This window comes from Xanthomonas sp. JL1, from assembly GCF_038405005.1.
This window is the reverse complement of record NZ_JBBYGR010000034.1, coordinates 1-22,391: the sequence shown is the minus strand read 5'-3', so window position 1 is coordinate 22,391 and position 22,391 is coordinate 1. Positions and strand designations below refer to the sequence as shown.

The window sequence follows — 22,391 nt, the reverse complement described above, 5'->3', positions numbered from 1 at the left end:
CCCCACCCATGCGAGTTGCGATCTTTGGTACCGGTTATGTTGGTCTTGTCACCGGAACCTGTCTGGCCGAAGTCGGTCATCACGTTATCTGTGTAGACATCGATCGGGCGAAAGTTGATGGGCTCAATCGTGGGGTGATTCCCATCTATGAACCCGGCCTGGAGCCGATGGTGAAAGCCAATCACGCCTCTGGCCGGTTGCGCTTCACCACCGATGCTGCCGAGGCGATCGCGCATGGCGAAATCACCTTTATCGCCGTGGGCACGCCGCCGGATGAAGACGGCAGCGCCGACCTGCAGTACGTGCTGGCGGTTGCGCGTACGGTGGGCCGCCATATCGATGGGCCCGCGATCGTGGTGAACAAATCCACCGTGCCGGTCGGCACCGCCGACAAGGTGCGCGTGGCGATCCAGGAAGAGCTGGATGCACGTGGCGTGGACCATGAGTTCGACGTGGTTTCCAACCCCGAGTTCCTCAAAGAAGGCGATGCGGTAGCCGACTGCATGCGTCCCGATCGCATCGTGATCGGGGCCAAGAAGCCGGCGGCCATTGCGCGGATGCGTCGTCTGTACGCACCGTTCAATCGCAACCGCGATCGCATCGTGGAAATGGACGTGCGCTCGGCCGAGCTGACCAAGTACGCGGCCAACGCGATGCTGGCGACCAAGATCAGTTTCATGAACGAGATCGCCAATATTGCCGAGCGTGTTGGTGCGGACGTCGAGCACGTGCGTAACGGCATCGGCTCGGATCCGCGGATCGGCTGGCACTTCATCTATCCCGGCGCCGGTTACGGCGGCTCGTGCTTCCCGAAGGACGTGCAGGCACTGGCCAAGACGGCCGAGCAGTACGGCATGCAGCCGACCCTGCTCAACGCAGTGGAAAGCGTCAACAACGCGCAGAAGGGCCATCTGTTCGAACTGGTGCAGCGTCATTACGGCACCGAAGGCACTGGCAGCGTCGCTGGCAAAACGTTTGCCGTTTGGGGTCTCGCGTTCAAGCCCAACACCGACGACATGCGTGCCGCGTCCAGCCGTCGCCTGATGGAGCAGTTGTGGGAAGCCGGTGCCACCGTGCGCGCCTACGACCCGGAAGCCACCCATGAAGCCAAGCGCATCTTCGGCGAGCGCGACGATCTGACCTTCTGCGACGATGCTTTTTCCGCACTGCAAGGCGCGGATGCACTGGTCGTGGTCACCGAGTGGAAGCAGTTCCGCAGCCCTGACTTCGGCAAGATCAAGCAGGCACTGAAGGACGACGTCGTGTTTGACGGTCGCAACCTGTACGACCCGCAGGAAATCGAAGCCGCGGGTCTGGCGTACTACGCCATCGGACGAGGCCGTTCGTTGCATGCATGAGCAACTCTCGCCGCGCGACCAGGCACTGGAAGCGCGGTTGGTTGAACTGGAAACGCGCCTCTCCTTTCAGGAGCAGGCGCTTAACGAACTGAGTGAAGCACTTGCGGACGCCCGTTTGACGGGCGCCCGCAATGCCGAACTGATCCGCCACCTGCTCGATGATCTGGGCAAGGTGCGCTCCACGTTGTTTGCCGATGCAGCGGATGAACCGCCGCCTCCGCACTACTGATTGCAGATTGCCACCGCCATGAGCGATACCTTACGTGACCAGTTGCTTGGGTTGGGCTTCAAGTCCGCCCCCCAGCCCGAACGCAAACCCGACGCACGGCCTGCAGCGCGTGCGCATGGCGACGGTGGCAAGCCAGGACCCGGCGGCAATCGGCCGGGCCAGGGCAGGGGACCGCAGCGGCCGCATGCCGCTGCAGCGACCGACCGCAATGGCGAGCGCAAACCCAATGGCAGGCCCGAGCGTCGGCATGACGGCAAGCCCGGCGTAGCGTCGCGTCCGCAGCATCCGGCTGCAGACCGTCGTGGCCCCAGGCCGGCACGCACGCGCGAAGATATCGATCTGGCCAAGGCCTATGCGATCCGTGCGCAGCGCGAGAAAGACGAGCGCATCGAAGCCGAGCGAGTGAAGCAGGAAGAAGCACGCCTGCGTCGCGAAGCCAAGGCCAAGCTCGAAGAGCTGCTGAAGGACAAAGGTTTGAATGATGCCGCTGCGGATATCGCCCGGCACTTTCCGTATGGCGGCAAGATCAAGCGCATTTACGTCAACGCCGATCAGCTCAGGGCGCTCAACGCTGGCGAGCTCGGCGTGCTGCAACTCAACGGTCGCTATTTGCTGGTGACTGCCGAGGTGCTCGCCGAAGCTGAGGCGGTGTTCGCCCCATCGGTCGCCTTGAAAGTGGACCCGAACGCACCGGCAGGCGAGGACCCGTACGCGGACCCCAAATATCGGGTTCCAGACGACTTGGTCTGGTAAGTCCGGGACGCCTGAGGTGTGGTGTGCATGGGCGCCTGCGGGTGCCCATTTTTTGTGTGCGTGTTACCGAAAGTCGGAATAGGCGCAACAGAGCAGCTCCGCATCACGCGCATCAAATTGCCGGGCGTAGCAGGTGTGGTGTGTTGTTGAGCATGGTTTCCCCTGGAATGCCATCACCGCGCACCACAGCCGGTAACCCGGAAAACACTAGACAAAGCGCCGCGATACAAGCCGGTCACGGCCAGTGCGGCACCATGCGCGCTGTTGCTGATCGATGCAGGCAGGCTTATCGTGCCGTGGCGTTGCCCTTTTCTTGCTCGCTCCGTCCTGTCAATGGTGCTGCGTATGTCCATGTCGTCGAAATCCTTGAACTCCCATGCCGAGGCGTCCGTCAACGCGCAGGCACGTGGTTGCGTGCATGTGCAGATGACAGGCCGAATGGTCTCGACCGCAATGGCGCTCGCTCTGTGCCTGGCTAACGGCCACGCCATCGCACAGGCAGACGATGCACCGGCATTCGACCGCCCGGGTATTCCGTTCTCCACGGAAGTAGTGCAGCCAGGCGCCTTCGCCTGGGAACAGGGCCTGCCGGATGCGAGTACCGATCGCAGTGATGGGCAGCGAACCACTGAATACACCGCCGATACGCTGCTGCGCCTGGGGCTGTTCCAGAACGTCGAGCTGCAGCTGGGGAGCGACAGCTATCGCTGGCAGCATGTCGGCGGCGCGCGGGTGCGTGGCGGTGGCGACAGCAGCGTCGGATTAAAGGTGGCCTTGCCGTCGCGCTCGGACAGTTTTCATTGGGCTGCGCTGGGCACCTATAGCGTGCCGACCGGCAGCCCGGCCTTCAGCGACGGCTATGCGCGCGAACTCGGTGTGACCGCGTCCTGGGACCTACCGCAGCAACGCGCCATCGCGGTGTACGTCAATTACGCGCGCGACGATGGTGGGAACACCTGGACCTTCGCGCCCAATTACACGTTTTTCTCCGGTGATCGTTTCAGCAGCTACGTGGAAGCGGGTTTCGACACCGGCAGTGAGCATTCGCGCGTGGCCGGTGCGGGCGGCGCCTGGCGGCTGCCGCATGCGATGCAGCTGGACGTGTCGGTATTGCGTGGCCTGACCTCGGAGAGCCCGGATTGGCAGGGCGGCATCGGGCTGTCGATCGCGTTCGAGTGAGCGCGAAGAAGTTGCGGCAACTGTAGTCAATGGTCGAGCCGAGGCCGTCGCGGATTTCTGTGCGGGCGCTGGATTGTCCATGTTGCAGTGCCGCATGCATTGGCAGCCCGGAAAAGGCCTAATTGGATCGATCCAATTTGATGCCAATGTATGCGCCTTTCTTTCACCGCAAGGCTTGCCACGTGACACCCGCCAAGCCGACACCCGAGTGCACTGCGGGTGGTGACGCGCGACGCGCGCGTCGCGGCGCGGTGACCTTGCGCGATATCGCAGGGGCCATTGGTGTGTCGCGGGCGACGGTGTCGCTGGTGCTGCGCGGTAGCCCGCTGGTGCATGCAAGCACGCGCGCGTGCGTGGAGGCCGAGCTGGATCGGCAGAATTATGTCTACAACCGTACTGCGGCGAATTTGCGCCAGCGCACCTCGTCCAGCATCGCGCTGGTCATCAACGATTTGTCCAACCCCTTTTTTGCCGAATTCGCCGCCGGTGTCAACGAAGCATTGGGCGCGGCCGGTTATGTGACCCTGCTCGGCAGCACCGGCGAATCGACGCAGCGTCAACAGGTGGTGCTGACCTCGTTGATGGAGCACACGCCGGCGGGCATCATCCTGTCGCCGGCCGAAGGCAGCCAGGCGCAGGCGCTCAGCCAGGTACTCGGCCGCCAACGTAATGTGGTCAGATCGTCCCTCCGACTGAGCCTGACTGAGGCAATAGCTCCATCAACCATGCGAGCTCCTCTTCGTTGAATGCCGGGAAATCATCCGCTGCCCCTGCGAAGGGGTCCGCATTTTGTTCCCACATCACGGTGCTGGACGCTGCCAGGTCGGCAGCGATGGGCGTACCAGGATCCGGGAGGCCGCCCCCGATCCTGGTACGCGGGCGTTTTACCCTCCAGCTGAGGGGCAAATGCAGAGCATCGCGCTGTTCGGGAACGCGTACCTCGAAAGATTGCTGTGCGGAGGGGCCGGTGACAGCACGATCCGATCGGGACCGTTTACGGCTGCTTGCCCGCGTCTGATCTCCCTCGTGCATTGGGCTGGGCGCATCAAGGTCACGCTCCAGCGAATCGGCGAATGCATGCAAAGACGCCTGATCCGGTGTTTGAGCTGAAGTAGGGGACGGTTTGGCCCTTTTCATCCCTGATGCCTGGAGGATACGGTCCCAACGCTGCGAGGCTGGGGGGAGCGTTCCGTAGCGGGCTTCGAATTCGGTGACGCCCACTCTGCGAAAGAGCTGTACCAACCCGTGCCTGCTCATCCCGAACTGTGTCATGGCGTCATCGAATGCTTGCGCTGGGTGGGAGTGGCTCTGGAAAAAACCAAGCACGCGCACCACGTGCGCGAGGTCGGCAACGCGATGGGACGTGCGTTCGGGAATACGGCGATTGATTCTTCTGATCAATTCCGGCGCGTGCGGCAATCCCTTTTTCACTGCATCCAGGGCAGGACGTCCGCCGAGGCAGGCCAAGGCGACGAGGTGGTCGTTGGTCAACGCGGCCAACGCCGGATCAGGGCGATATAACTGGGCAACAATGCTCTCCAGCGCCTGCTTGCCGCCGCCATTGCTGGCGATGGCCACCACCTGGTCCGGGGTCAGGCCATGGTCCTGGCACAGCACCGGCAACAGCCGCTGCACCGTCTCCAGCGCCTGCTTGCCGCCATCGTGGCTGGCGATGGCCACGACCTGGTCCGGGGTCAGGCCATGGGCCTGGCACAGCACCGGCAACAGCCGTTGCACCGTCTCCAGCGCCTGCTTGCCGCCATCGTGGCTGGCGATGGCCACCACCTGGTCCAGGGTCAGGCCATGGTCCTGGCACAGCACCGGCAACAGCCGCTGCACCGTCTCCAGCGCCTGCTTGCCGCCATCGTGGCTGGCGATGGCCACCACCTGGTCCGGACTCAGGCCATGGTCCTGGCACAGCACCGGCAACAGCCGCTGCACCGTCTCCAGCGCCTGCTTGCCGCCGCCATTGCTGGCGATGGCCACCACCTGGTCCGGGGTCAGGCCATGGTCCTGGCACAGCACCGGCAACAGCCGCTGCACCGTCTCCAGCGCCTGCTTGCCGCCATCGTGGCTGGCGATGGCCACCACCTGGTCCGGGGTCAGGCCATGGTCCTGGCACAGCACCGGCAACAGCCGCTGCACCGTCTCCAGCGCCTGCTTGCCGCCGCCATTGCTGGCGATGGCCACCACCTGGTCCGGGGTCAGGCCATGGTCCTGGCACAGCACCGGCAACAGCCGCTGCACCGTCTCCAGCGCCTGCTTGCCGCCAATATTGCTGGCGATGGCCACGACCTGGTCCGGGGGCAGGCCATGGGCCTGGCACAGCACCGGCAACAGCCGCTGCACCGTCTCCAGCGCCTGCTTGCCGCCGTTATTGTTGGCGATGGCCACCACCTGGTCCGGGGTCAGGCCATGGTCCTGGCACAGCACCGCAACAGCCGCTGCACCGTCTCCAGCGCCTGCTTGCCGCCGTATTGTTGGCGATGGCCACCACCTGGTCCGGGTCAGGCCATGGGTCCTGGCACAGCACCGGCAACAGCCGCTGCACCGTCTCCAGCGCCTGCTTGCCGCCATTGCTGTTCAACCGTGAGGTAGAAGGCGCGCAGTGGGATCTGCTGGCGTTGGACAATGCGCAGGGCGCGTTTCTGGCGTGCACCCATCTGATCGCGCAAGGGCATCGGCGCATCGTGTTTTTTGGTGGGCATGCTGCATCCAGTTCATGTCGCCAGCGTCGCGCAGGCTATGCGCGCGCGATGCAGGAAGCAGGCTTGGACACCCTGTACTTCGAGGCGGCACCCAATCGCCAGGAAGCTGCACTATGTGGCGTGCGCTTGCTCAGCAGCGATGCGCAAGCTGCGACTGCGGCAGTCTGCTACAACGACAGCGTTGCGCTGGGCTTGATGGCGGCGTTGGCGAAGCACGGCATCCTGCCAGGCCGCGACTTTGCGATGACCGGCTTCGACGACATCGCCGAAGCAGCGTTGTTCACGCCTGCATTGACAACCCTGGCCGCACACCCGCGTGCGCGCGGAAGACAGGCCGCGCAACTGGTATTGCAGCGGATCGGTAGCCCCGAGCTCGCCGCGCAGCAATTGACCGCAGCAGTCGCCCTGAAAATTCGCGCAAGCAGCGCCTGCGCGCCCGTAGCTCGCATGTCATCACCTCCCCCTAGCAGTCCATTCGCCCATTCCCCCACCAAGGCCTCAGGCCGCTGACCAGGCAATCCCTATGGTTTCCCTTTCCACGCAATCCTCCGTGCCCAGTGGCAACAAGGCGGCCGTCAACAACGGCGTCGCGTTGTCGGTGGTGACCACGATCTTCTTCATGTGGGGTTTTCTCACCTGCCTCAACGACATCCTGATTCCGCACTTGAAGGCGGTGTTCGAGCTCAACTTCGCGCAGGCGATGCTGGTGCAATTCACCTTCTTCGGTGCGTACTTCCTGATGTCGCTGCCTGCCGGTTGGCTGGTGAATCGGTTTGGCTACAAGCAGGGCATCGTGGCCGGATTGGCGGTGGCGGCGGTGGGCGCGCTGGGCTTCTGGCCGGCGGCGGAATTGCGCGTGTATGGCGCATTTCTCGGCGCATTGTTCGTGCTGGCCACCGGCATCACCATCTTGCAGGTCGCTGCCAATCCCTACGTTGCCTTGCTGGGTCCGGAGCGCAGCGCTTCCAGCCGCTTGACCCTGGCGCAGGCGCTGAATTCGCTCGGCACTGCGATCGCACCGCTGTTGGGCGGCTGGTTGATCCTGTCCAACACGGTGATGAGCGGCGATCAACTGAAAGCCTTGCCGGAAGCTGGGCAGCTCGCCTATCGCGTGCAGGAAGCGCAGGCCGTGCAAGGTCCTTATATCGGGCTGAGCATCGTGTTGTTCCTGCTGGCGATCTTCGTGTTTCTGTTCCGTCTGCCGGCATTGACCGATGCAAGCGCGCGCAAGGACGAGAGCAAGCATTCCTTGCTCGATGCTTTGCGTCATCCGCATGTGCGCTTCGGTGTGCTGGCGATCTTTTTCTATGTCGGCGCAGAAGTGGCGATCGGCAGCCTGATGGTCAATTACTTCTCGCTGCCGCAGATCGGTGGGTTCACCGAGCGTGAGGCAACCAAGTATGTGTCGGCCTACTGGACCCTGGCGATGATCGGCCGTTTCATCGGCTCGGCGCTGCTGGCCACATTGTCGCCACGCGTGTTGTTGTCGGTGTTCGCTGCGATCAACGCGGTGTTGCTGGGCCTGACCATGGCCAGCGGCGGCATGTTGGCGGTGTACGCGCTGGCGGCGATCGGCCTGTTCAATTCGATCATGTTCCCGACCATCTTCACCCTGGGCATCGAACGGCTTGGCCCGCTGACCGGTCGCGCGTCGAGCCTGTTGATCATGGCCATTGTCGGTGGCGCCATCGTGCCGTATCTGCAAGGGCTGCTTGCCGACAGCATCGGCCTGCATGAGTCGTTCGTGCTGCCGCTGCTGTGCTACCTGTACATCGTGTTCTACGGTATCTGGGGCTCGCGTTTGCGCGGTGCACTGGTGGAGGCACGCGCATGAGTGCGGCCAAGCATCAGGTGGTGTGTTTCGGCGAAGCGTTGATCGACATGCTGGCGTTGCCGCAGGCCAGCCCGGCCGAGGCCCGCACCTTCGCGCAATACGCCGGTGGTGCGCCGGCCAATGTCGCCGTTGCGGTGGCGCGCCTGGGTGGCGCTGCGCATTTCGTCGGCATGCTCGGGCGCGACATGTTCGGTGATTTCCTACTACAGAGCTTGCAGCAGTCCGGCGTGGTGACTGATGGCATCGTGCGCACCGATCAGGCCAAGACTGCATTGGCCTTCGTCGCACTGGACGAAGCGGGCGAGCGCAGCTTCAGTTTCTACCGCCCGCCGGCAGCAGACCTGTTGTTCCGTCCCGAGCACTTCGCTGCCGACGGGTTTATGCAGGCAGCGGTATTGCATGTGTGTTCCAACAGCATGACCGAGCCGGAGATTGCGCAATGCACGCTCGATGGCATGCGCCGTGCGCGCGCCGATGGTGCCATTGTCAGCCTGGATCTGAATCTGCGCCCGATGCTGTGGCCGCAGGATGTGGATCCGGCGCCGTTGCTGTGGGATGCGCTGGCGTTGGCCGATGTGGTCAAGCTCTCGCGCGAAGAACTCGACTATCTGGCGGGGACGCTCGATAGCGATGCCAGTGCGGTGACGCAAAAGCTGTGGCAAGGCAGCGCCAGTTGGTTGCTGGTCACCGATGGCGGCGGGCCGGTGCACTGGCAGACACGCACCGATTCCGGCCAGGTGCCGGCATTCCGCGTGCAGGTGCGCGATAGCACCGCCGCTGGCGATGCATTCGTCGGTGGCCTGCTGTATCAGCTGGCCGCGCGCGCGTCGTCGCTGGAGCAGCTTTGCGGCGATCCGGCGGCCATCAACGAGGTGATTCGCTTTGCTGCCGCGGTCGGTGCGCTGGCGGTGACGCGCAAGGGCGCGTTCGCGGCAATGCCGAGCGTCGATGAAGTCCATACTTTGATCCAGGAACAATCATGAGCCGTTTGCCTGCAACACCCGCACCCGATTTCCGTTCGGCTGACGTCTTGCGCCAGCACATCGCCGACACCATGGCGTTCTACCATCCGCGCGCGATCGATCCGGCGGGCGGGTTTTTCCAGTATTTCCGCGATGACGGTTCGATCTACGATGCCGGGCATCGGCATCTGGTCAGCAGTACGCGCTTCGTCTTCAACTATGCGATGGCGTACCGCGAGTTTGGCGATGCTGCGTATTTGCAGGCGGTGCGTCACGGGCTGGACTATCTGCGCAACGTGCATCGCAACCCGCAAACCGGCGGTTATGCATGGACGCTGCGCGATGGTGTGGTCGAAGACGACATGAATCACTGCTACGGCGTGGCCTTCGTGCTGCTGGCGTATTCGTGCGGTCTGAAAGCCGGCGTCGATGAGGCGCGCGCGTGGATGGACGAAACCTGGCAGCTGCTGGAAAAGCACTTCTGGGAAGCGGAGTTCGGGCTGTATCGCGACGAAGCCGACGCGCAATTCAACTTCACCGGCTACCGTGGCCAGAACGCCAACATGCATATGTGCGAGGCGATGATCGCCGCGTACGAGGCCAGCGGCGAGCAGCGTTATCTCGATCGCGCGCTGGTGCTGGCCGAGAACATGACCCGGCGCCAGGCCGCCAAGGCCGATGGGCTGGTGTGGGAGCATTACGACCCGCAGTGGAACATCGATTGGGACTACAACCGCGACAATCCCAAGCACCTGTTCCGCCCTTGGGGCTTCCAGCCAGGCCATCAGACCGAATGGGCCAAGTTGTTGATGCTGCTGGATCGCTATGCACCGGCCGACTGGTTACTGCCGACTGCGCAGCATCTGTTCGATGTGGCGGTGGAGCGTTCATGGGATGCGCAGCGCGCTGGGCTGTATTACGGTTTCGATCCCGACGGCGAAGTCTGCGACGACGACAAGTATTTCTGGGTGCAGGCCGAGTCGTTGGCCGCAGCCGCATTGCTGGCCCAGCGCAGCGGCGATGATCGCTACTGGCAGTGGTACGACAAGCTGTGGGCCTATTCGTGGGCGCACATGATCGACCATCATTACGGTGCGTGGTATCGCATTCTGGATGCGGACAACCGCAAGTACAGCGATGAGAAGAGTCCGGCCGGCAAGACCGATTACCACACCATGGGCGCGTGTTACGAAGTCTTGAACGTGCTGCGGCCGGCTGTGTGATGGGGTAAAAAGTGGCGGAGCGTTGTTTCCGGATCGCCGGGTGTTTGCCCGGCGATCTGGTGTCAGCGTCTCAACCGTCTGGTCGGTCTCGGGCACGGTGCCCTCACCGCTTGCGGGACACGCCGCAAGTACGTCCTTGCAGGCGCGATGGCGGCATCCATGCCGCCAATGGTCCTGCAATCGGGAAGGACACCGCGCCAGACGGTTGGCAGGCTGTTTTACTGAGAGCTCTGCACATCGATCACCGACTTGTTTGCGCCGGCCTGGAGCTGTGCGCCGTCATGCGGCATGGCGGCCGCACAAAAGGCTGCGGGGGCGTACTTGCAACGTGTCCTGCCACGATGGAGGGCCGAGGTTATTGCAGCCCAGTAGCAGCGTAGCCGCAGTTATTCCGGGTCGTAATCCAGGTTGGACGCTAGATGCCGTTCGGCCAATGCCAGCGTGATGCCCTTGCGCTTTGCGTAATCGGCCACCTGTTCCTTGCCCAGTCGCCCGACCACGAAGTACTGGCTTTTGGGATGGCTGAAGTAATAGCCGGAGACCGCGGCGGTGGGCAGCATCGCGAAACTTTCGGTCAGCGACATGTCGGCGTTGCGCTCTGCATCGAGCAGATCGAACAAGGTGCGTTTTTCGCTGTGTTCCGGGCAGGCCGAGTAGCCGGGAGCCGGGCGAATGCCGCGATAGCGCTCGGCGATCAGGGCTTCGTTGTCGAGTGTTTCGTCGTCGACATAGGCCCAGAATTCGGTACGCACGCGTTGATGCAGGCGCTCGGCCAATGCTTCGGCCAGACGGTCGGCCAACGCCTTGAGCAGGATGGAGTTGTAGTCGTCGTGCGCGGCTTCGAAACGGGCCACATGCGGGTCGATGCCGATGCCTGCAGTGACCGCGAATGCACCGATCCAGTCCCGTTTGCCGCTGCTTTTCGGCGCGATGAAATCGGCCAGGCAGAAGTCGGGGCGGTCGACGGGTTTGTCGACTTGCTGGCGCAAAAAATGCAAGGAATGGGGAATGGAGAATCGGGAATGGTCGAGCGCGGGGGCATCGCTTGGCGATTCCCGATTCCTGACTCCCGATTCCGCCGGTTCGGTCAGGACGACGACATCATCTCCGACACTGTTCGCCGGCCATAGCCCGAACACGGCCTTGGCCGTGAGCCACTTTTCGTCGACGATGCGCTTGAGCATGCGGCGTGCGTCGCGATACAGCTCGCTGGCCTGGATGCCGACGATCTCGTCGCTGAGGATTGCCGGGAATTTACCGGCCAGCTCCCAGGCCTGGAAGAATGGCGTCCAGTCGATAAGGTCGATGAGCTCCTGCAGCGGGTAGTCATCGAACACGTGGATGCCCGGCTGTCGCGGGGCAGGCGGCGTGTAGGTGTCCCAGTCGCCATCGAAGCGCTGCGCACGGGCTTTTTCCAGCGACACCAAGCGCTTGGCATCGCCGCGGTTGCGGTGGCGTGCGCGGATTTCCGCGTAATCCGCATCGTTGGCGGTAACGAAGGCCTGGCGCAGGTCGCGCGAAATCAGCGATTGCGCCACGCCCACCGCCCGCGAGGCATCCTTCACCCAGACCGTGGGCGCGCTGTAGTGCGGGTCGATCTTCAATGCCGTGTGCGCGCGTGAGGTGGTGGCGCCGCCAATCAACAACGGAATGTCGAAGCCTTGTCGCTGCATCTCGCGTGCGACGTGCGACATCTCTTCCAGCGAGGGCGTGATCAAGCCGGACAAGCCGATCAGGTCTGCATTCTCTTCGCGCGCACGGTCAAGGATCAGCTGCGCCGACACCATCACGCCCAGATCCACGACATCGAAGTTGTTGCACGCCAACACCACGCCGACGATGTTCTTGCCGATGTCGTGCACATCGCCCTTGACGGTGGCCATGATGATCTTGCCGTTGGACTTGCCGCTATCGCCGGTACGCAATTTTTCCGCTTCGATGTACGGCAGCAGGTACGCCACCGCTTTTTTCATCACGCGCGCGGATTTGACCACCTGCGGCAGGAACATCTTGCCGGCGCCGAACAGATCGCCGACCACGTTCATGCCGTCCATTAATGGACCTTCGATCACGTCCAGTGGGCGTGTGGATTGCTGGCGCGCTTCTTCGGTATCGGTTTCCACAAATGCGTCGATGCCGTGCACCAGCGCATGCGCCAAGCGCGCGCGGACCGGTTTGTCGCGCCAGGCCAGGTCTTCGACTCTCGCCGCGCCTTTGGTGCCCTTGTAGCGCTCGGCGATTTCCAGCAGGCGCTCGGTGCCGTCCTTGCGTCGGTTGAGGATCACGTCTTCCACGCGTTCGCGCAATTCCGGATCCAGCTCGTCATAGATCGGCATGCCGCCGGCGTTGACGATGCCCATGTCCATGCCAGCCTTGATCGCATGGAACAGGAACACCGAGTGGATCGCCTGGCGTACTGTTTCGTTGCCACGAAACGAAAACGACACGTTGGAAACGCCGCCGGACACATGGCAATGCGGCAGCGTGTTCTTGACGAGACGGGTGGCTTCGATGAAGTCCACCGCATAGTTGTCGTGTTCCTCGATGCCGGTGGCCACGGCAAAGATGTTCGGGTCGAAGATGATGTCTTCCGGCGGAAAACCCACTTGCTCGGTGAGCACCTTGTAGGCGCGCGTGCAAATCTCGACCTTGCGTGCGCAGGTGTCGGCCTGGCCCGCTTCGTCGAAGGCCATGACCACCGCGGCGGCACCGTAGCGCAGCACCTTGCGCGCGTGTTCGACGAACACCGCTTCGCCTTCCTTGAGCGAGATGGAGTTCACCACGCTCTTGCCTTGCAGGCATTTCAATCCGGCTTCGATCACGCTCCACTTGGACGAATCCACCATCACCGGAATGCGTGCGATATCCGGTTCGGACATGATCAGATTGAGAAAGCGCGTCATGGCTTTTTCCGAATCGATCAGGCCCTCGTCCATGTTGACGTCGAGGATCTGCGCGCCGCTGTCCACCTGCTGACGTGCGACCTCCACCGCTTCCTCGTAGCGTTCTTCCTTGATCAGCTTGCGAAATTGCGCACTGCCGGTGACGTTGGTGCGCTCGCCGACGTTGACGAATAACAGGTCTGGCGTAATGACCAACGGCTCAAGGCCGGACAGACGGGTGTAGCGGGGAGTGCTCATGCAAAACCCAGGCAGGAAGACGGCTGCGCGTGCGGCGGGAAGAAACGCTGTAGATGAAACGCACCCAACACCTGTGGATCAGCGTTGCTTCCGGCAGATGCATACGAGGAACGCGACCTGCGATGTAAGTGCGTCGTGCGCATCACGCCGCCAACTCCTGCACACCAGGTCGCTGCCGTGGCGGCAGATCAGCAACTGCTTCGGCAATCGCGCGAATATGGTCTGGCGAGGTGCCGCAGCAGCCACCCACCAGATTGAGCAAGCCGGACTCGGCAAATTCGCGCAATGTTTCTGCCATTTCCTCAGGCGTCTCATCGTATTCGCCGAAGGCGTTCGGCAAGCCGGCATTCGGATGCGCGCTGACATAGGCGTCGGCGATCTGCGAAAGCGTCTCCACGTGCGGGCGCAGATCCTTGGCGCCAAGTGCACAATTCAGGCCGACCGACAACGGTCGCCCGTGCGCGACGGACGCGTAAAACGCTTCGGCGGTCTGCCCGGACAAGGTGCGCCCGGATGCGTCGGTGATGGTGCCGGAGATCATCACCGGCAAACGCCCACCGCGCGCTTCGAAGACTTCTTCGATCGCATACAACGCGGCTTTGGCGTTAAGCGTGTCGAAGATGGTTTCCACCATCAGCGTATCCGCGCCGCCATCGATCAATCCCTTGATGGCTTCGCGATAGGTTTCGCGCAGCGCATCGAAACTGGTGTTGCGGTAGCCGGGGTCGTTGACGTCCGGGCTGATCGAGGCGGTGCGGCTGGTAGGGCCGAGCACACCGATCACAAAGCGCGGTTTGTGCGGCGTGAGCGCTTCCACGGCATCGCAGCATGCGCGCGCCACCTGCGCGCCGGCCTTGTTCAACTCGTACACCAGGTGTTCCAGGTGGTAGTCGGCCTGGCTCACCGACGTGGCATTGAAGGTATTGGTTTCCAGCAGGTCTGCGCCTGCATCAAGATACGCACGGTGGATGCCGGCAATGATCTCTGGGCGGCTCAACAACAGCAGATCGTTGTTGCCCTTGAGGTCGTGGCTTTCCGGTGCATGCGCGTGGTCGCATCCGCGGCCGTGCACATGTGCGCTGTCGTAGCCGTCGGCAAAGCGCGTGCCACGATAGTCGGGCTCCTGCAGGTCATGGCGCTGGATCATGGTGCCCATCGCGCCATCGATGATGAGGATGCGCTCGGCGAGCGCGGCAGTGAGTTTGGCCGCGCGCTCGGGATGCAGCCACGGCAATGCAAACGGGATTGGGGATTCGGAATTTGGGATTCGTGCGTGCGTCATGGTCCGGTTCTCCGCGCAGCGGTGTCTTTGTTTTCCACCAATCCCGAATCCCGACTCCCCATGCCGGGCTTCATCGCGATGAGCGAGATCACTTCGAAATGTGGCGGGCGTTTCTCGCGCGTCACCGTCTCCAGACTGGAGACATCCAGCCCGGCTTTCTCGGCGAACTTGCGCAATTCCTTGGCGGCGAATCCGAGATTGACATGGCCGTACGCATGCACTGCAGCGCGATGTTCGTGCTTGGCCAGGCTGCACAGCAGTAGCCGGCCGCCGGGGCGCAACACGCGCGCCGATTCGGCCACTGCCTGCGCCGGCTTGGCCGCGTAGGTGAGCGCATGCATCAGCACCACCAGGTCGAAGCTGGCATCGGGGAACGGCAGCGCATGCATGTCGCCTTCGCGCACTTCCACGTTGCGCAATTTGCGCAGGCGCTCGCTGGCGGCAGCGACCACGCGCGCGCTGGTGTCGATGCAGATGTAGCGGGTGGCGTGCGGCGCCACCAGTTCGGCCAGCACGCCGTCGCCGGAGGCGATGTCGAGCACGTCGCCGGTTTCCAGCAGTGGCAGGGCGGTGCGCGCCAAGGCCTCCCAGGTGCGTCCGGGCGAGTAATGCCGCTCCATGTCGCCGGCCACCGAATCGGCCCAATTCTGGTCGGCGGCGCGGTTGGCCAGCACCGCTGCCACGCGCTCGGCGTCCTGGCGCAGCAAGGGGTCGTCGCTGCCGGTGCTCAGTGCCAGCCATAGCGCACGCTGTGCCGGGTCCAGCGACACTTCGTCGAAGCGGTAATACGCCGACACGCCAGCGCGACGGTCGCGCACCAGCCCGGCTTCCTTCAGTTTGGCCAGATGCGTGGACACGCGCGGCTGCGCCAGCCGGGTAATGGCCGACAGCTCGGCCACGGTGAGTTCTTCCTGCTCCAGCAAGGCCAGCAGGCGGACTCGGGTGGCGTCGGCGAATACCTTCAAGCGGGCCGACCAGTCTTCCAGATCCATGAATATCTCTATATCGCGATATGGAGATATTTTCGGTCCGGCGGCAGGTGCGGTCAACTACATACGCATGCGAATGGTTGGCGCTACAATGGGGCTCAGCTCAGGCCTGGAGTGGTGCGACGTGGATTTCAGCTTTACCGAAGAACAATTGATGATCCAGGATGTGGCGCGCCGCATCGCGCAGGAAAAGATCGCGCCCAGCGCCGAGCAATTCGACCGTAGCGGCGAATTTCCGCTGGAAAATATCCGCTTGCTGGGCGAAAACGGTCTGATGGGCATCGAGGTGCCGGTCGACTACGGCGGCGCCGGCATGGACCCGATCAGCTATGCGCTGGCGATGATCGAAATCGCCGCGGCCGATGGCGCGCACTCCACCATCGTCTCGGTCAACAACTCGCTGTTTTGCACCGGTATTCTGAAAAACGGCAGCGAAGCGCAGAAGCAGCTGTACGTGCGCGCGATCGCCGAGGGCACGCACATCGGTGCGTTCGCGCTGACCGAGCCGCAGTCCGGCTCGGATGCTTCGGCAATGCGCTGCCGCGCGGTCAAGCAGGCCGATGGCAGCTTCGTCATCAACGGCAAGAAGAGCTGGATCACCTCCGGCCCGGTGGCCAAATACATCGTGTTGTTCGCGGTGACCGAGCCGGACAAGGGCTCGCGCGGCATCACTGCGTTCATGGTCGACACCGATCGTGCCGGTTTCCATCGCGGCAAGACCGAGCCCAAGCTCGGCATTCGCGCCTCGGCCACGTGCGAAATCGAGTTTGCCGATTACCTTGCGCAGCCCGATGAAGTGCTGGGTGTGGAAGGCGAGGGCTTCAGGACCGCAATGAGCGTGCTGGATGCCGGGCGCATCGGTATTGCTTCGCAGGCGGTCGGTATCGCGCGTGCGGCGTACGAAGCCACGTTGGCGTACGTCAAGGAACGCAAGGCGTTCGGCGCGGCGATCGGCACCTTCCAGATGACGCAGGCCAAGATCGCCGACATGAAGTGCAAGCTGGATGCAGCGCTGCTGTTGACGCTGCGCGCGGCGTGGTTGAAGGGGCAGGGGCAGACGTTCGGCACCGAAGCGGCGGTGGCCAAGCTCACTGCGTCCGAAGCGGCGATGTGGATCACCCATCAAGCGGTGCAAATTCATGGCGGCATGGGGTATTCGAAAGAGATGCCGCTGGAGCGCTACTTCCGCGATGCCAAAATCACCGAAATTTACGAAGGCACCTCGGAAATCCAACGCTTGGTGATTGCGCGCGGCGAGACTGGCTTGCGCTGATGCACGCCGCGCTCCAGCGTTGCCGCCGCGCGCGGCAACGCTGGAGCGCTCTTCGCGATGCCACGATCACCGAAATCTACGAAGGCACTCTGGTCATCCGGCGGGTGGTGATGACGCGTGGCGGCAACGGCTTGCGCTAAGAGCGGCTGACAAAACGACTGCGCTCACCGCCAGGCGGGCGCGGCCGGTGCTCGGAATCGGCATGTACCACGCGTCCACTGCGGTTCTGAGCGCTGCGTCCGCGCCCGCCTGACAGCGGCTCGCTACGTTTTGTTAGCCGCTCCAAGTCGTCATCGCTCCAGCGTCCCGCACAATGCGATGGCGCTAGCGTGCTCACCGCGAAACCATTGCCACCGAGCACCGCGGCGCCAGCGCTTGTCGCGGGCAGCACGCGCAGACCACAATCGGCGCTTCTTCCGTGTCTGGTGCGCGCATGTCCTGGTCTTCGCACGCTACGACGTCTCGCGTTTCCCTGTCTGGCCTCGCGCGCACGCTTTGCTGTTTGGGGCTATTGCTGATGTGCACTGCGGCAAGCGCGCAAACGCCGCCACCGTCGATCGTGCCGACCGACCGTCTGCAGGAAGCTTGGTGGGCGCAGCGACATGCGCAGGTGCTGGAGCAGGTGAAGCAGCACCCGGATGCCAAGCTCCTGCTGATCGGCGATTCGATCACCCAGAACTACGAAAAAGCCGAGGCGCCGGACGAAGACTTTCAACCGACCTGGCAGACCTTTTACGGCAGCCGCGGCGCACTCAATCTGGGCTTCGGCGGCGATGGCACCGAAAACGTACTATGGCGGCTGGCCAATGGCGAAGTCGACGGGCTGCACCCGAAGGTCGCACTCGTGCTCATCGGCACCAACAACACCGGTCATCTCGGTCAAACCGCCGAACAGACCCAGCTCGGCATCGATGCGGTGGTCGCAGCGATCGAACAAAAGCTGCCGCGCACGCACATCCTGTTGCTGAGTGTGTTGCCCAGCGATATTTCCAGCGAAAAGTCGCGGCGCGATGCGCAGATCAACCAGGGCTTGGCCGTGCGTTACGGCGACAACCCGCGCGTGACCTATCTGGATGTGAGCTCGATCTTCCAGCGCGACGGCAAGCTGCGCACCGAGTTGTTCTACGACACCCGGTTCCGTCCGTCGGCCGGTGCGTTGCATCCGGACATGCAAGGGCAGCGCATGCTGGCCGAAGCGATCGAACCTACGCTGGCGCGGCTGCTGGGCGAGCCGCCGGTCAAGCCGCTGGCCGAACTTGGCCGTGATGCAGCGACCTCGCTGATACCGGTCGACTGGCTGGAGCAGGATTCCTATGACTGGTACGCGCGCCACCACGCAGCGCTGGCAGCAGCGCGCAGCTTGAAGCCGGAGGTGGTGATGATCGGCGACTCGATCACGCACTTCTGGTCCGGGCCGCCGCAGGCCACCCGGGTCAGTGGGCCTGAATCGTGGCAATGGCTGTATGGCAAGCGGCCGGTACTGAATCTGGGCTTCGGCTGGGACCGCACGCAAAACGTGCTGTGGCGCATTCGCCAGGGCGAACTCGATGGCCTGGATCCGCGCTGGGTGGTGCTGCATATCGGCACCAATAACCTCACTGGCACCGCGCAATCGCGCGCCAGCACCCCGGCCGAAGCCGCGTTGGGTGTGCAGGCGGTGGTCGGCGAAGTGCGCCGGCGCCTGCCCGACAGCAAGCTGATCCTGATGGTGATCATGCCGCGTGGCCGCAATGCCGACGACGCGCGGCGCGCGCCAATTGCCGAGACCAACCGGCTGCTGGTCGCGCGCTACGCCAAAGACCCCGCAGTGCGCCTGGTCGATATCGGCCCGAAACTGGTGCAAGCCGACGGCACGCTGCCCGAAGCGCTGATGCCGGACGGCACCCATCCCAGCGAAGCTGGCTACCGCATCTGGGCGCACGCCTTGCGCGAGGCCGGGATTACCGCTGCGCCGTAAAGCAGGTAGCACTCGGGCGCGTGCATCGAAAGGCCGGTGTAGCGGGTGAGCGCGACGGTGCTGCCACCGGCGCGTGCAACCTCGCGCGCGCCACGGATGATCGAGCTTGGGTTAAACCTGGAGTGGCCGCATCGCTGCGTGGGGACTGAAGATGGCGTCGGGCGCGGTGGTGGCCTCAAGCGAGGCGATCGTCGAAAGAGGCAAGGCGCGCGATCAGGACGGTCGTATTCAACGCAAGCAAAGCGAACGTGCCCCGGCGCATCAAGAGAGCCTCGCGCGGCAATCAGGCACGGTGACAACGTATTTTTCGAACCCAGAAAACCAGAAGACCCCCGATCGCTCGGAGGTCTTTTTAAACTGGTGCCCAGAAGAGGACTCGAACCTCCACGAAGTTGCCCCCGCTAGCACCTGAAGCTAGTGCGTCTACCAATTCCGCCACCTGGGCAGGTGAGCGGCGGATTCTGCAGGTTTCCGTCAGGCTTGTCAACGGTTTGTGCGAGGCAATCGGCGGCGGCTACCCGGTCTTGCTGCCCATCTCACTGCGTCAAGGGGGTACCATGTAAGCAATGACAAAGAAAAACACCCCAGATTCCAACCGGCCGAGTCGCCGTAAATCCACCAACGCAGGCGAGTCCAGCACCGCCGAGCAGCAGAAGTTGCCAGGCTGGATGCCCGACTTCCTGGTCCGTGCCGCCGCCGGCGCGTCGACCAAGTCCGCCAACAAGCGCGCTGCCGACAAAGCTTCCAATGCTGCGTCGCAACCGCCGGCCGCCCTGCCAACGCCGCCGGCCCCGCGCGCACCGCATCCGCGCAAGAGTGGCCCACCTGCGCCGCCGCCGGAACGCTTCCAGACCGCCGCGCCGCCCGCTGCTGCCGAATTCAAGGATCCGCACGCCGACCGCGAGGCCCTGCGTTATGCAGAGCCGATCGCCAGTCGCGAAGCGATCCTGCAGCTGCTTGAAGCCTGCGACGGCCCGCAGACCGCTGAAGAAATTGCCGAGCAGCTCAATCTGAGCGATCGCATCGATGCACTGGGCAAGCGCCTGGCCGCGATGGTGCGCGAAGCGCAACTGGTGCAAAACCGCCGCGGCGGCTATGCGCCGGTGCAGCAGACCAGCCTGATCGCTGGGGTGGTGATCGCCAATCCGGAGGGCTTCGGTTTCCTCAAGCCCGACGGCGGTGGCGATGACCTGTTCCTGCCGCCGTTCGAGATGCGCAAGGTCATGCACGGCGACCGCGCGTTGGCCAATGTCACCGGCATCGACCGCCGCGGCCGTCGCGAAGGTGCGATTGCGCGCGTGCTTGAGCGGGGCATGTCGCGCATGCTGGGGCGCTTTTTCTATGAGCACGGCGTGGCTTACGTCGATCCCGATGACAAGCGCATCCAGCGCAATGTGCAAATCGCCCCGGACGGTATCGGCGAGGCGCGCGAAGGCCAGTTGGTGGTTTGCGAACTGATCGCGCCGCCGGACGCGCGCCGCCCGGCGATCGGCAAGATCATCGCGGTGCTTGGCGACAAGCTGACCCCGTCGCTGGTGGTGGAAATGGCCATCCACGGCCACGAACTTCCGCACGAGTTCCCGCAGGAAGTGCTGGACGAAGCGGCGGCTGTGCCGTTGGTGGTCGAGCCGCAGATGATCGGTGGGCGCGTGGATCTGCGGCAGATGCCGCTGGTCACCATCGACGGCGAAGACGCCAAGGATTTCGACGACGCGGTGTATTGCGAACCCAACGCCGACGGCTTCCGTCTGGTGGTGGCGATCGCCGACGTGTCCAACTATGTGCGTCCCGGCACGCCGCTGGATGACGAAGCGCAAAAGCGCGCCACCTCGGTGTATTTCCCGGGATTCGTGGTGCCGATGCTGCCGGAGACGCTGTCCAACGGCATCTGCTCGCTGATGCCCAAGGTCGATCGCATGTGTTTCGTCTGCGACATGCAGGTGGGAGGCGATGGCGAAGTGACCGGCTCGCGTTTTTACGAAGCGGTGATGAACTCGCATGCGCGCCTGACCTACAACCAGGTGTGGAAGGCGGTGGGCGAAGGCGATGCCGACACCAAGGCCTTCATCGGCCCGTTGCTGCCGCAAGTGCAGCGTCTGCATCAGCTGTACCACGTGCTGTCGAAGGCGCGTACGCACCGTGGTGCGATCGAATTCGAAACCTCCGAAGTGCGCTTCGTGCTCGACAATACCGGCGAGGTCACCCAGGCCGGCATGCTGGTGCGCAACGATGCGCACAAGCTGATCGAAGAATGCATGATCGCCGCGAATGTCGAGGCGGCCCGCTACCTGCTGAGCATGCATGTGCCGGCGCCGTACCGTGTGCACGAGCGGCCGCCGGAGAGCAAGTACGAAGACCTGCTGGAGTTCCTCAAGGAATTCCAGCTGAGCCTTCCCGCATGGAGCAAGGTGCGCCCCGGCGATTACACCAAGCTGCTGAAGAAGGTGCGTGCGCGTCCGGACGCGGCGTTGCTGGAATCGGTGCTGCTGCGCAGCCAGAGCCTGGCGGTGTATTCGCCGGAAAATAACGGGCACTTCGGTCTGGCGTTGGAGGCGTACGCGCACTTCACCTCGCCGATCCGGCGTTACCCGGATCTGCTGGTGCATCGCGCGCTCAAGCACGCCTTGACCGGTGCCAGCCCGGAAAAATTCATCTACACCCCGCGTCAGATGGCGGCGTTGTCGCTGCAGTGCTCCGAACGCGGCCGGCGTGCCGACGAAGCCGAGCGCGAAGTGGACGAGCGCTATCGCGCCGCGTGGATGGAAAAGCATGTGGGTGGCCAGTTCGACGGCGTGATCAGCGGCGTGACCGGATTCGGTCTGTTCGTGGAGTTGACGCAGTCCAAGGTCAATGGCCTGGTGCATGTCACCCAGCTGCCGCAGGACTATTACCAGTTCGACCCGATCCGCAAGACGCTCAGTGGCGAACGCCGTGGTCGCGAATTCCGTCTGGGCGACCCGGTGCGCGTGCTGGTGCTCAAGGCCAGCATGGAAGGACGCAAGATCGACTTCCGCCTGGCCGAAGAGGGTGCAGCGCCCGAAGCGCCGCTGCCGCTGCGCGAAACGTCGACCAAGCGCAAGAAGAAATCGTCCTGAGGTGATGGCATTGCGGGCGGCCGAGATGGCGGCCAGCAATGCGGTGCAGGAGTAAGCAAGAGCGTTCACCGCAACCTCGCGAGTCGTACTCAGATGGGTGTGGACGGTGCTGCGGAACCGCAGCGTGCAAGCGGTTCCGGCCGACTCCGAGCGCTCACTGCGCTTGCCTGGGTGGGCGCAGTCGTTGTGTTGGCCGATCTAAGAACCTGTTCACGATCTCCTGAGCAGCAGTGCCAGGAACGCCAGGTGGATGAACTGCAAGCTGGTATTGAGCCTTCGCTCGCAGTTCTTCCATAGCCTCCGGTTCTTCTCCAGCCAGGCAAAGCTGCGTTCGACACTCCAGCGCTTGGGCATGACCTTGAAGGTATGCAGCTCGCTGCGCTTGGCAATCTGTACGGTGACATGCTTG

Annotated in this window: 15 protein-coding genes, 1 tRNA gene, 1 other RNA gene and 3 pseudogenes; 14 read left to right on the top strand and 6 right to left on the bottom strand. The window is 63.5% G+C overall.

Annotated elements, in window-relative coordinates; translation table 11 throughout:
* Window positions 1-8: 8 nt before the first annotated feature.
* The 5 genes and pseudogenes from WJW29_RS07095 to WJW29_RS07075 all read left to right on the top strand — a co-directional run.
* Window positions 9-1,358 (top strand): UDP-glucose/GDP-mannose dehydrogenase family protein, encoded by a 1,350-nt coding sequence (locus WJW29_RS07095; RefSeq protein WP_011258776.1) that lies wholly within the window; start codon window positions 9-11, stop codon window positions 1,356-1,358.
* The gene (locus tag WJW29_RS07090; protein ID WP_011258777.1) at window positions 1,351-1,587 is read left to right on the top strand and encodes a SlyX family protein; all 237 of its coding nucleotides are present in this window, start codon (window positions 1,351-1,353) and stop codon (window positions 1,585-1,587) included. Before WJW29_RS07095 ends, WJW29_RS07090 begins: the two co-directional genes overlap by 8 nt.
* Window positions 1,588-1,605: 18 nt before the next feature.
* The gene (locus WJW29_RS07085; protein WP_324250702.1) at window positions 1,606-2,340 is read left to right on the top strand and encodes a DUF2058 family protein; all 735 of its coding nucleotides are present in this window, start codon (window positions 1,606-1,608) and stop codon (window positions 2,338-2,340) included.
* 333 nt (window positions 2,341-2,673) lie between these two features.
* Complete coding sequence (locus WJW29_RS07080; protein ID WP_041182093.1) at window positions 2,674-3,519, top strand: transporter; 846 nt, start codon at window positions 2,674-2,676, stop codon at window positions 3,517-3,519.
* Window positions 3,520-3,659: 140 nt separating this feature from the next.
* Window positions 3,660-4,196, top strand: a pseudogene (locus tag WJW29_RS07075) (LacI family DNA-binding transcriptional regulator); the annotation flags it as partial.
* Here the strand turns inward: WJW29_RS07075 and avrBs3 are convergent.
* Window positions 4,195-6,097 (bottom strand): annotated as a pseudogene (gene avrBs3 / locus WJW29_RS07070) (type III secretion system effector avirulence protein AvrBs3); the annotation flags it as partial. The pseudogenes WJW29_RS07075 and avrBs3 overlap by 2 nt on opposite strands.
* 1 nt (window position 6,098) lies before the next feature.
* Between avrBs3 and WJW29_RS07065 the strand changes: the two are divergent.
* From WJW29_RS07065 to WJW29_RS07050, 4 genes and pseudogenes are all read left to right on the top strand, one after another.
* A pseudogene (locus WJW29_RS07065) lies at window positions 6,099-6,737 on the top strand (substrate-binding domain-containing protein); the annotation flags it as partial.
* A 13-nt stretch (window positions 6,738-6,750) separates the two neighbouring features.
* Window positions 6,751-8,061: an L-fucose:H+ symporter permease gene (gene fucP, locus WJW29_RS07060; protein ID WP_011258781.1), complete on the top strand. Its 1,311-nt coding sequence runs from the start codon at window positions 6,751-6,753 to the stop codon at window positions 8,059-8,061.
* Complete coding sequence (locus WJW29_RS07055) at window positions 8,058-9,044, top strand: carbohydrate kinase (RefSeq protein ID WP_012445125.1); 987 nt, start codon at window positions 8,058-8,060, stop codon at window positions 9,042-9,044. The genes fucP and WJW29_RS07055 overlap by 4 nt, the downstream gene beginning before the upstream one ends.
* Window positions 9,041-10,246: an AGE family epimerase/isomerase gene (locus WJW29_RS07050; protein ID WP_011258783.1), complete on the top strand. Its 1,206-nt coding sequence runs from the start codon at window positions 9,041-9,043 to the stop codon at window positions 10,244-10,246. The genes WJW29_RS07055 and WJW29_RS07050 overlap by 4 nt, the downstream gene beginning before the upstream one ends.
* A 386-nt stretch (window positions 10,247-10,632) precedes the next feature.
* On the opposite strand, the gene metH is transcribed toward WJW29_RS07050, so the two are convergent.
* The 3 genes from metH to WJW29_RS07035 form a co-directional block, all read right to left on the bottom strand.
* Window positions 10,633-13,386 (bottom strand): methionine synthase, encoded by a 2,754-nt coding sequence (gene metH, locus WJW29_RS07045; RefSeq protein WP_011258784.1) that lies wholly within the window; start codon window positions 13,384-13,386, stop codon window positions 10,633-10,635.
* Between the two features lie 142 nt (window positions 13,387-13,528).
* A complete protein-coding gene (locus WJW29_RS07040) occupies window positions 13,529-14,668 on the bottom strand; it encodes a homocysteine S-methyltransferase family protein (RefSeq protein ID WP_011258785.1) in 1,140 nt (379 codons plus the stop codon).
* A complete protein-coding gene (locus WJW29_RS07035; protein ID WP_011258786.1) occupies window positions 14,665-15,660 on the bottom strand; it encodes a metalloregulator ArsR/SmtB family transcription factor in 996 nt (331 codons plus the stop codon). The genes WJW29_RS07040 and WJW29_RS07035 overlap by 4 nt, the downstream gene beginning before the upstream one ends.
* Before the next feature lie 88 nt (window positions 15,661-15,748).
* On the opposite strand from WJW29_RS07035, the gene WJW29_RS07030 reads away from it, so the two are divergent.
* The 4 genes from WJW29_RS07030 to WJW29_RS07015 all read left to right on the top strand — a co-directional run bounded on the left by WJW29_RS07030 (window position 15,749) and on the right by WJW29_RS07015 (window position 18,887).
* A complete protein-coding gene (locus tag WJW29_RS07030) occupies window positions 15,749-16,930 on the top strand; it encodes an acyl-CoA dehydrogenase family protein (protein WP_041182094.1) in 1,182 nt (393 codons plus the stop codon).
* Window positions 16,930-17,070, top strand: coding sequence for an acyl-CoA dehydrogenase (locus WJW29_RS07025; RefSeq protein WP_011258788.1), 141 nt, complete (start codon window positions 16,930-16,932; stop codon window positions 17,068-17,070). Before WJW29_RS07030 ends, WJW29_RS07025 begins: the two co-directional genes overlap by 1 nt.
* A gap of 62 nt (window positions 17,071-17,132) precedes the next feature.
* Window positions 17,133-17,209, top strand: a non-coding RNA gene (locus WJW29_RS07020) — sX9 sRNA.
* A 154-nt stretch (window positions 17,210-17,363) separates the two neighbouring features.
* Complete coding sequence (locus WJW29_RS07015) at window positions 17,364-18,887, top strand: platelet-activating factor acetylhydrolase IB subunit (protein WP_171970814.1); 1,524 nt, start codon at window positions 17,364-17,366, stop codon at window positions 18,885-18,887.
* Window positions 18,888-19,245: 358 nt separating this feature from the next.
* On the opposite strand, the gene WJW29_RS07010 is transcribed toward WJW29_RS07015, so the two are convergent.
* Window positions 19,246-19,332 (bottom strand) — tRNA-Leu (locus tag WJW29_RS07010).
* A gap of 121 nt (window positions 19,333-19,453) precedes the next feature.
* Here WJW29_RS07010 and rnr point away from each other — a divergent pair.
* The gene (gene rnr / locus WJW29_RS07005; protein WP_011258790.1) at window positions 19,454-21,982 is read left to right on the top strand and encodes a ribonuclease R; all 2,529 of its coding nucleotides are present in this window, start codon (window positions 19,454-19,456) and stop codon (window positions 21,980-21,982) included.
* Window positions 21,983-22,192: 210 nt separating this feature from the next.
* On the opposite strand, the gene WJW29_RS07000 is transcribed toward rnr, so the two are convergent.
* A partial coding sequence (locus tag WJW29_RS07000) for a transposase (protein WP_041182906.1) occupies window positions 22,193-22,391 on the bottom strand: 199 nt, incomplete at its 5' end.

What these genes read in the sequence shown, in the direction of transcription:
- WJW29_RS07095 (WP_011258776.1), top strand. Translation starts at nt 9, where the DNA reads ATGCGAGTTGCGATCTTTGGTACCGGTTATGTTGGTCTTGTCACCGGA.
- WJW29_RS07090 (WP_011258777.1), top strand. Translation starts at nt 1,351, where the DNA reads ATGCATGAGCAACTCTCGCCGCGCGACCAGGCACTGGAAGCGCGGTTG.
- WJW29_RS07085 (WP_324250702.1), top strand. Translation starts at nt 1,606, where the DNA reads ATGAGCGATACCTTACGTGACCAGTTGCTTGGGTTGGGCTTCAAGTCC.
- WJW29_RS07080 (WP_041182093.1), top strand. Translation starts at nt 2,674, where the DNA reads ATGGTGCTGCGTATGTCCATGTCGTCGAAATCCTTGAACTCCCATGCC.
- fucP (WP_011258781.1), top strand. Translation starts at nt 6,751, where the DNA reads ATGGTTTCCCTTTCCACGCAATCCTCCGTGCCCAGTGGCAACAAGGCG.
- WJW29_RS07055 (WP_012445125.1), top strand. Translation starts at nt 8,058, where the DNA reads ATGAGTGCGGCCAAGCATCAGGTGGTGTGTTTCGGCGAAGCGTTGATC.
- WJW29_RS07050 (WP_011258783.1), top strand. Translation starts at nt 9,041, where the DNA reads ATGAGCCGTTTGCCTGCAACACCCGCACCCGATTTCCGTTCGGCTGAC.
- metH (WP_011258784.1), bottom strand. Translation starts at nt 13,386, where the DNA reads ATGAGCACTCCCCGCTACACCCGTCTGTCCGGCCTTGAGCCGTTGGTC.
- WJW29_RS07040 (WP_011258785.1), bottom strand. Translation starts at nt 14,668, where the DNA reads ATGACGCACGCACGAATCCCAAATTCCGAATCCCCAATCCCGTTTGCA.
- WJW29_RS07035 (WP_011258786.1), bottom strand. Translation starts at nt 15,660, where the DNA reads ATGGATCTGGAAGACTGGTCGGCCCGCTTGAAGGTATTCGCCGACGCC.
- WJW29_RS07030 (WP_041182094.1), top strand. Translation starts at nt 15,749, where the DNA reads ATGGGGCTCAGCTCAGGCCTGGAGTGGTGCGACGTGGATTTCAGCTTT.
- WJW29_RS07025 (WP_011258788.1), top strand. Translation starts at nt 16,930, where the DNA reads ATGCACGCCGCGCTCCAGCGTTGCCGCCGCGCGCGGCAACGCTGGAGC.
- WJW29_RS07015 (WP_171970814.1), top strand. Translation starts at nt 17,364, where the DNA reads ATGTCCTGGTCTTCGCACGCTACGACGTCTCGCGTTTCCCTGTCTGGC.
- rnr (WP_011258790.1), top strand. Translation starts at nt 19,454, where the DNA reads ATGACAAAGAAAAACACCCCAGATTCCAACCGGCCGAGTCGCCGTAAA.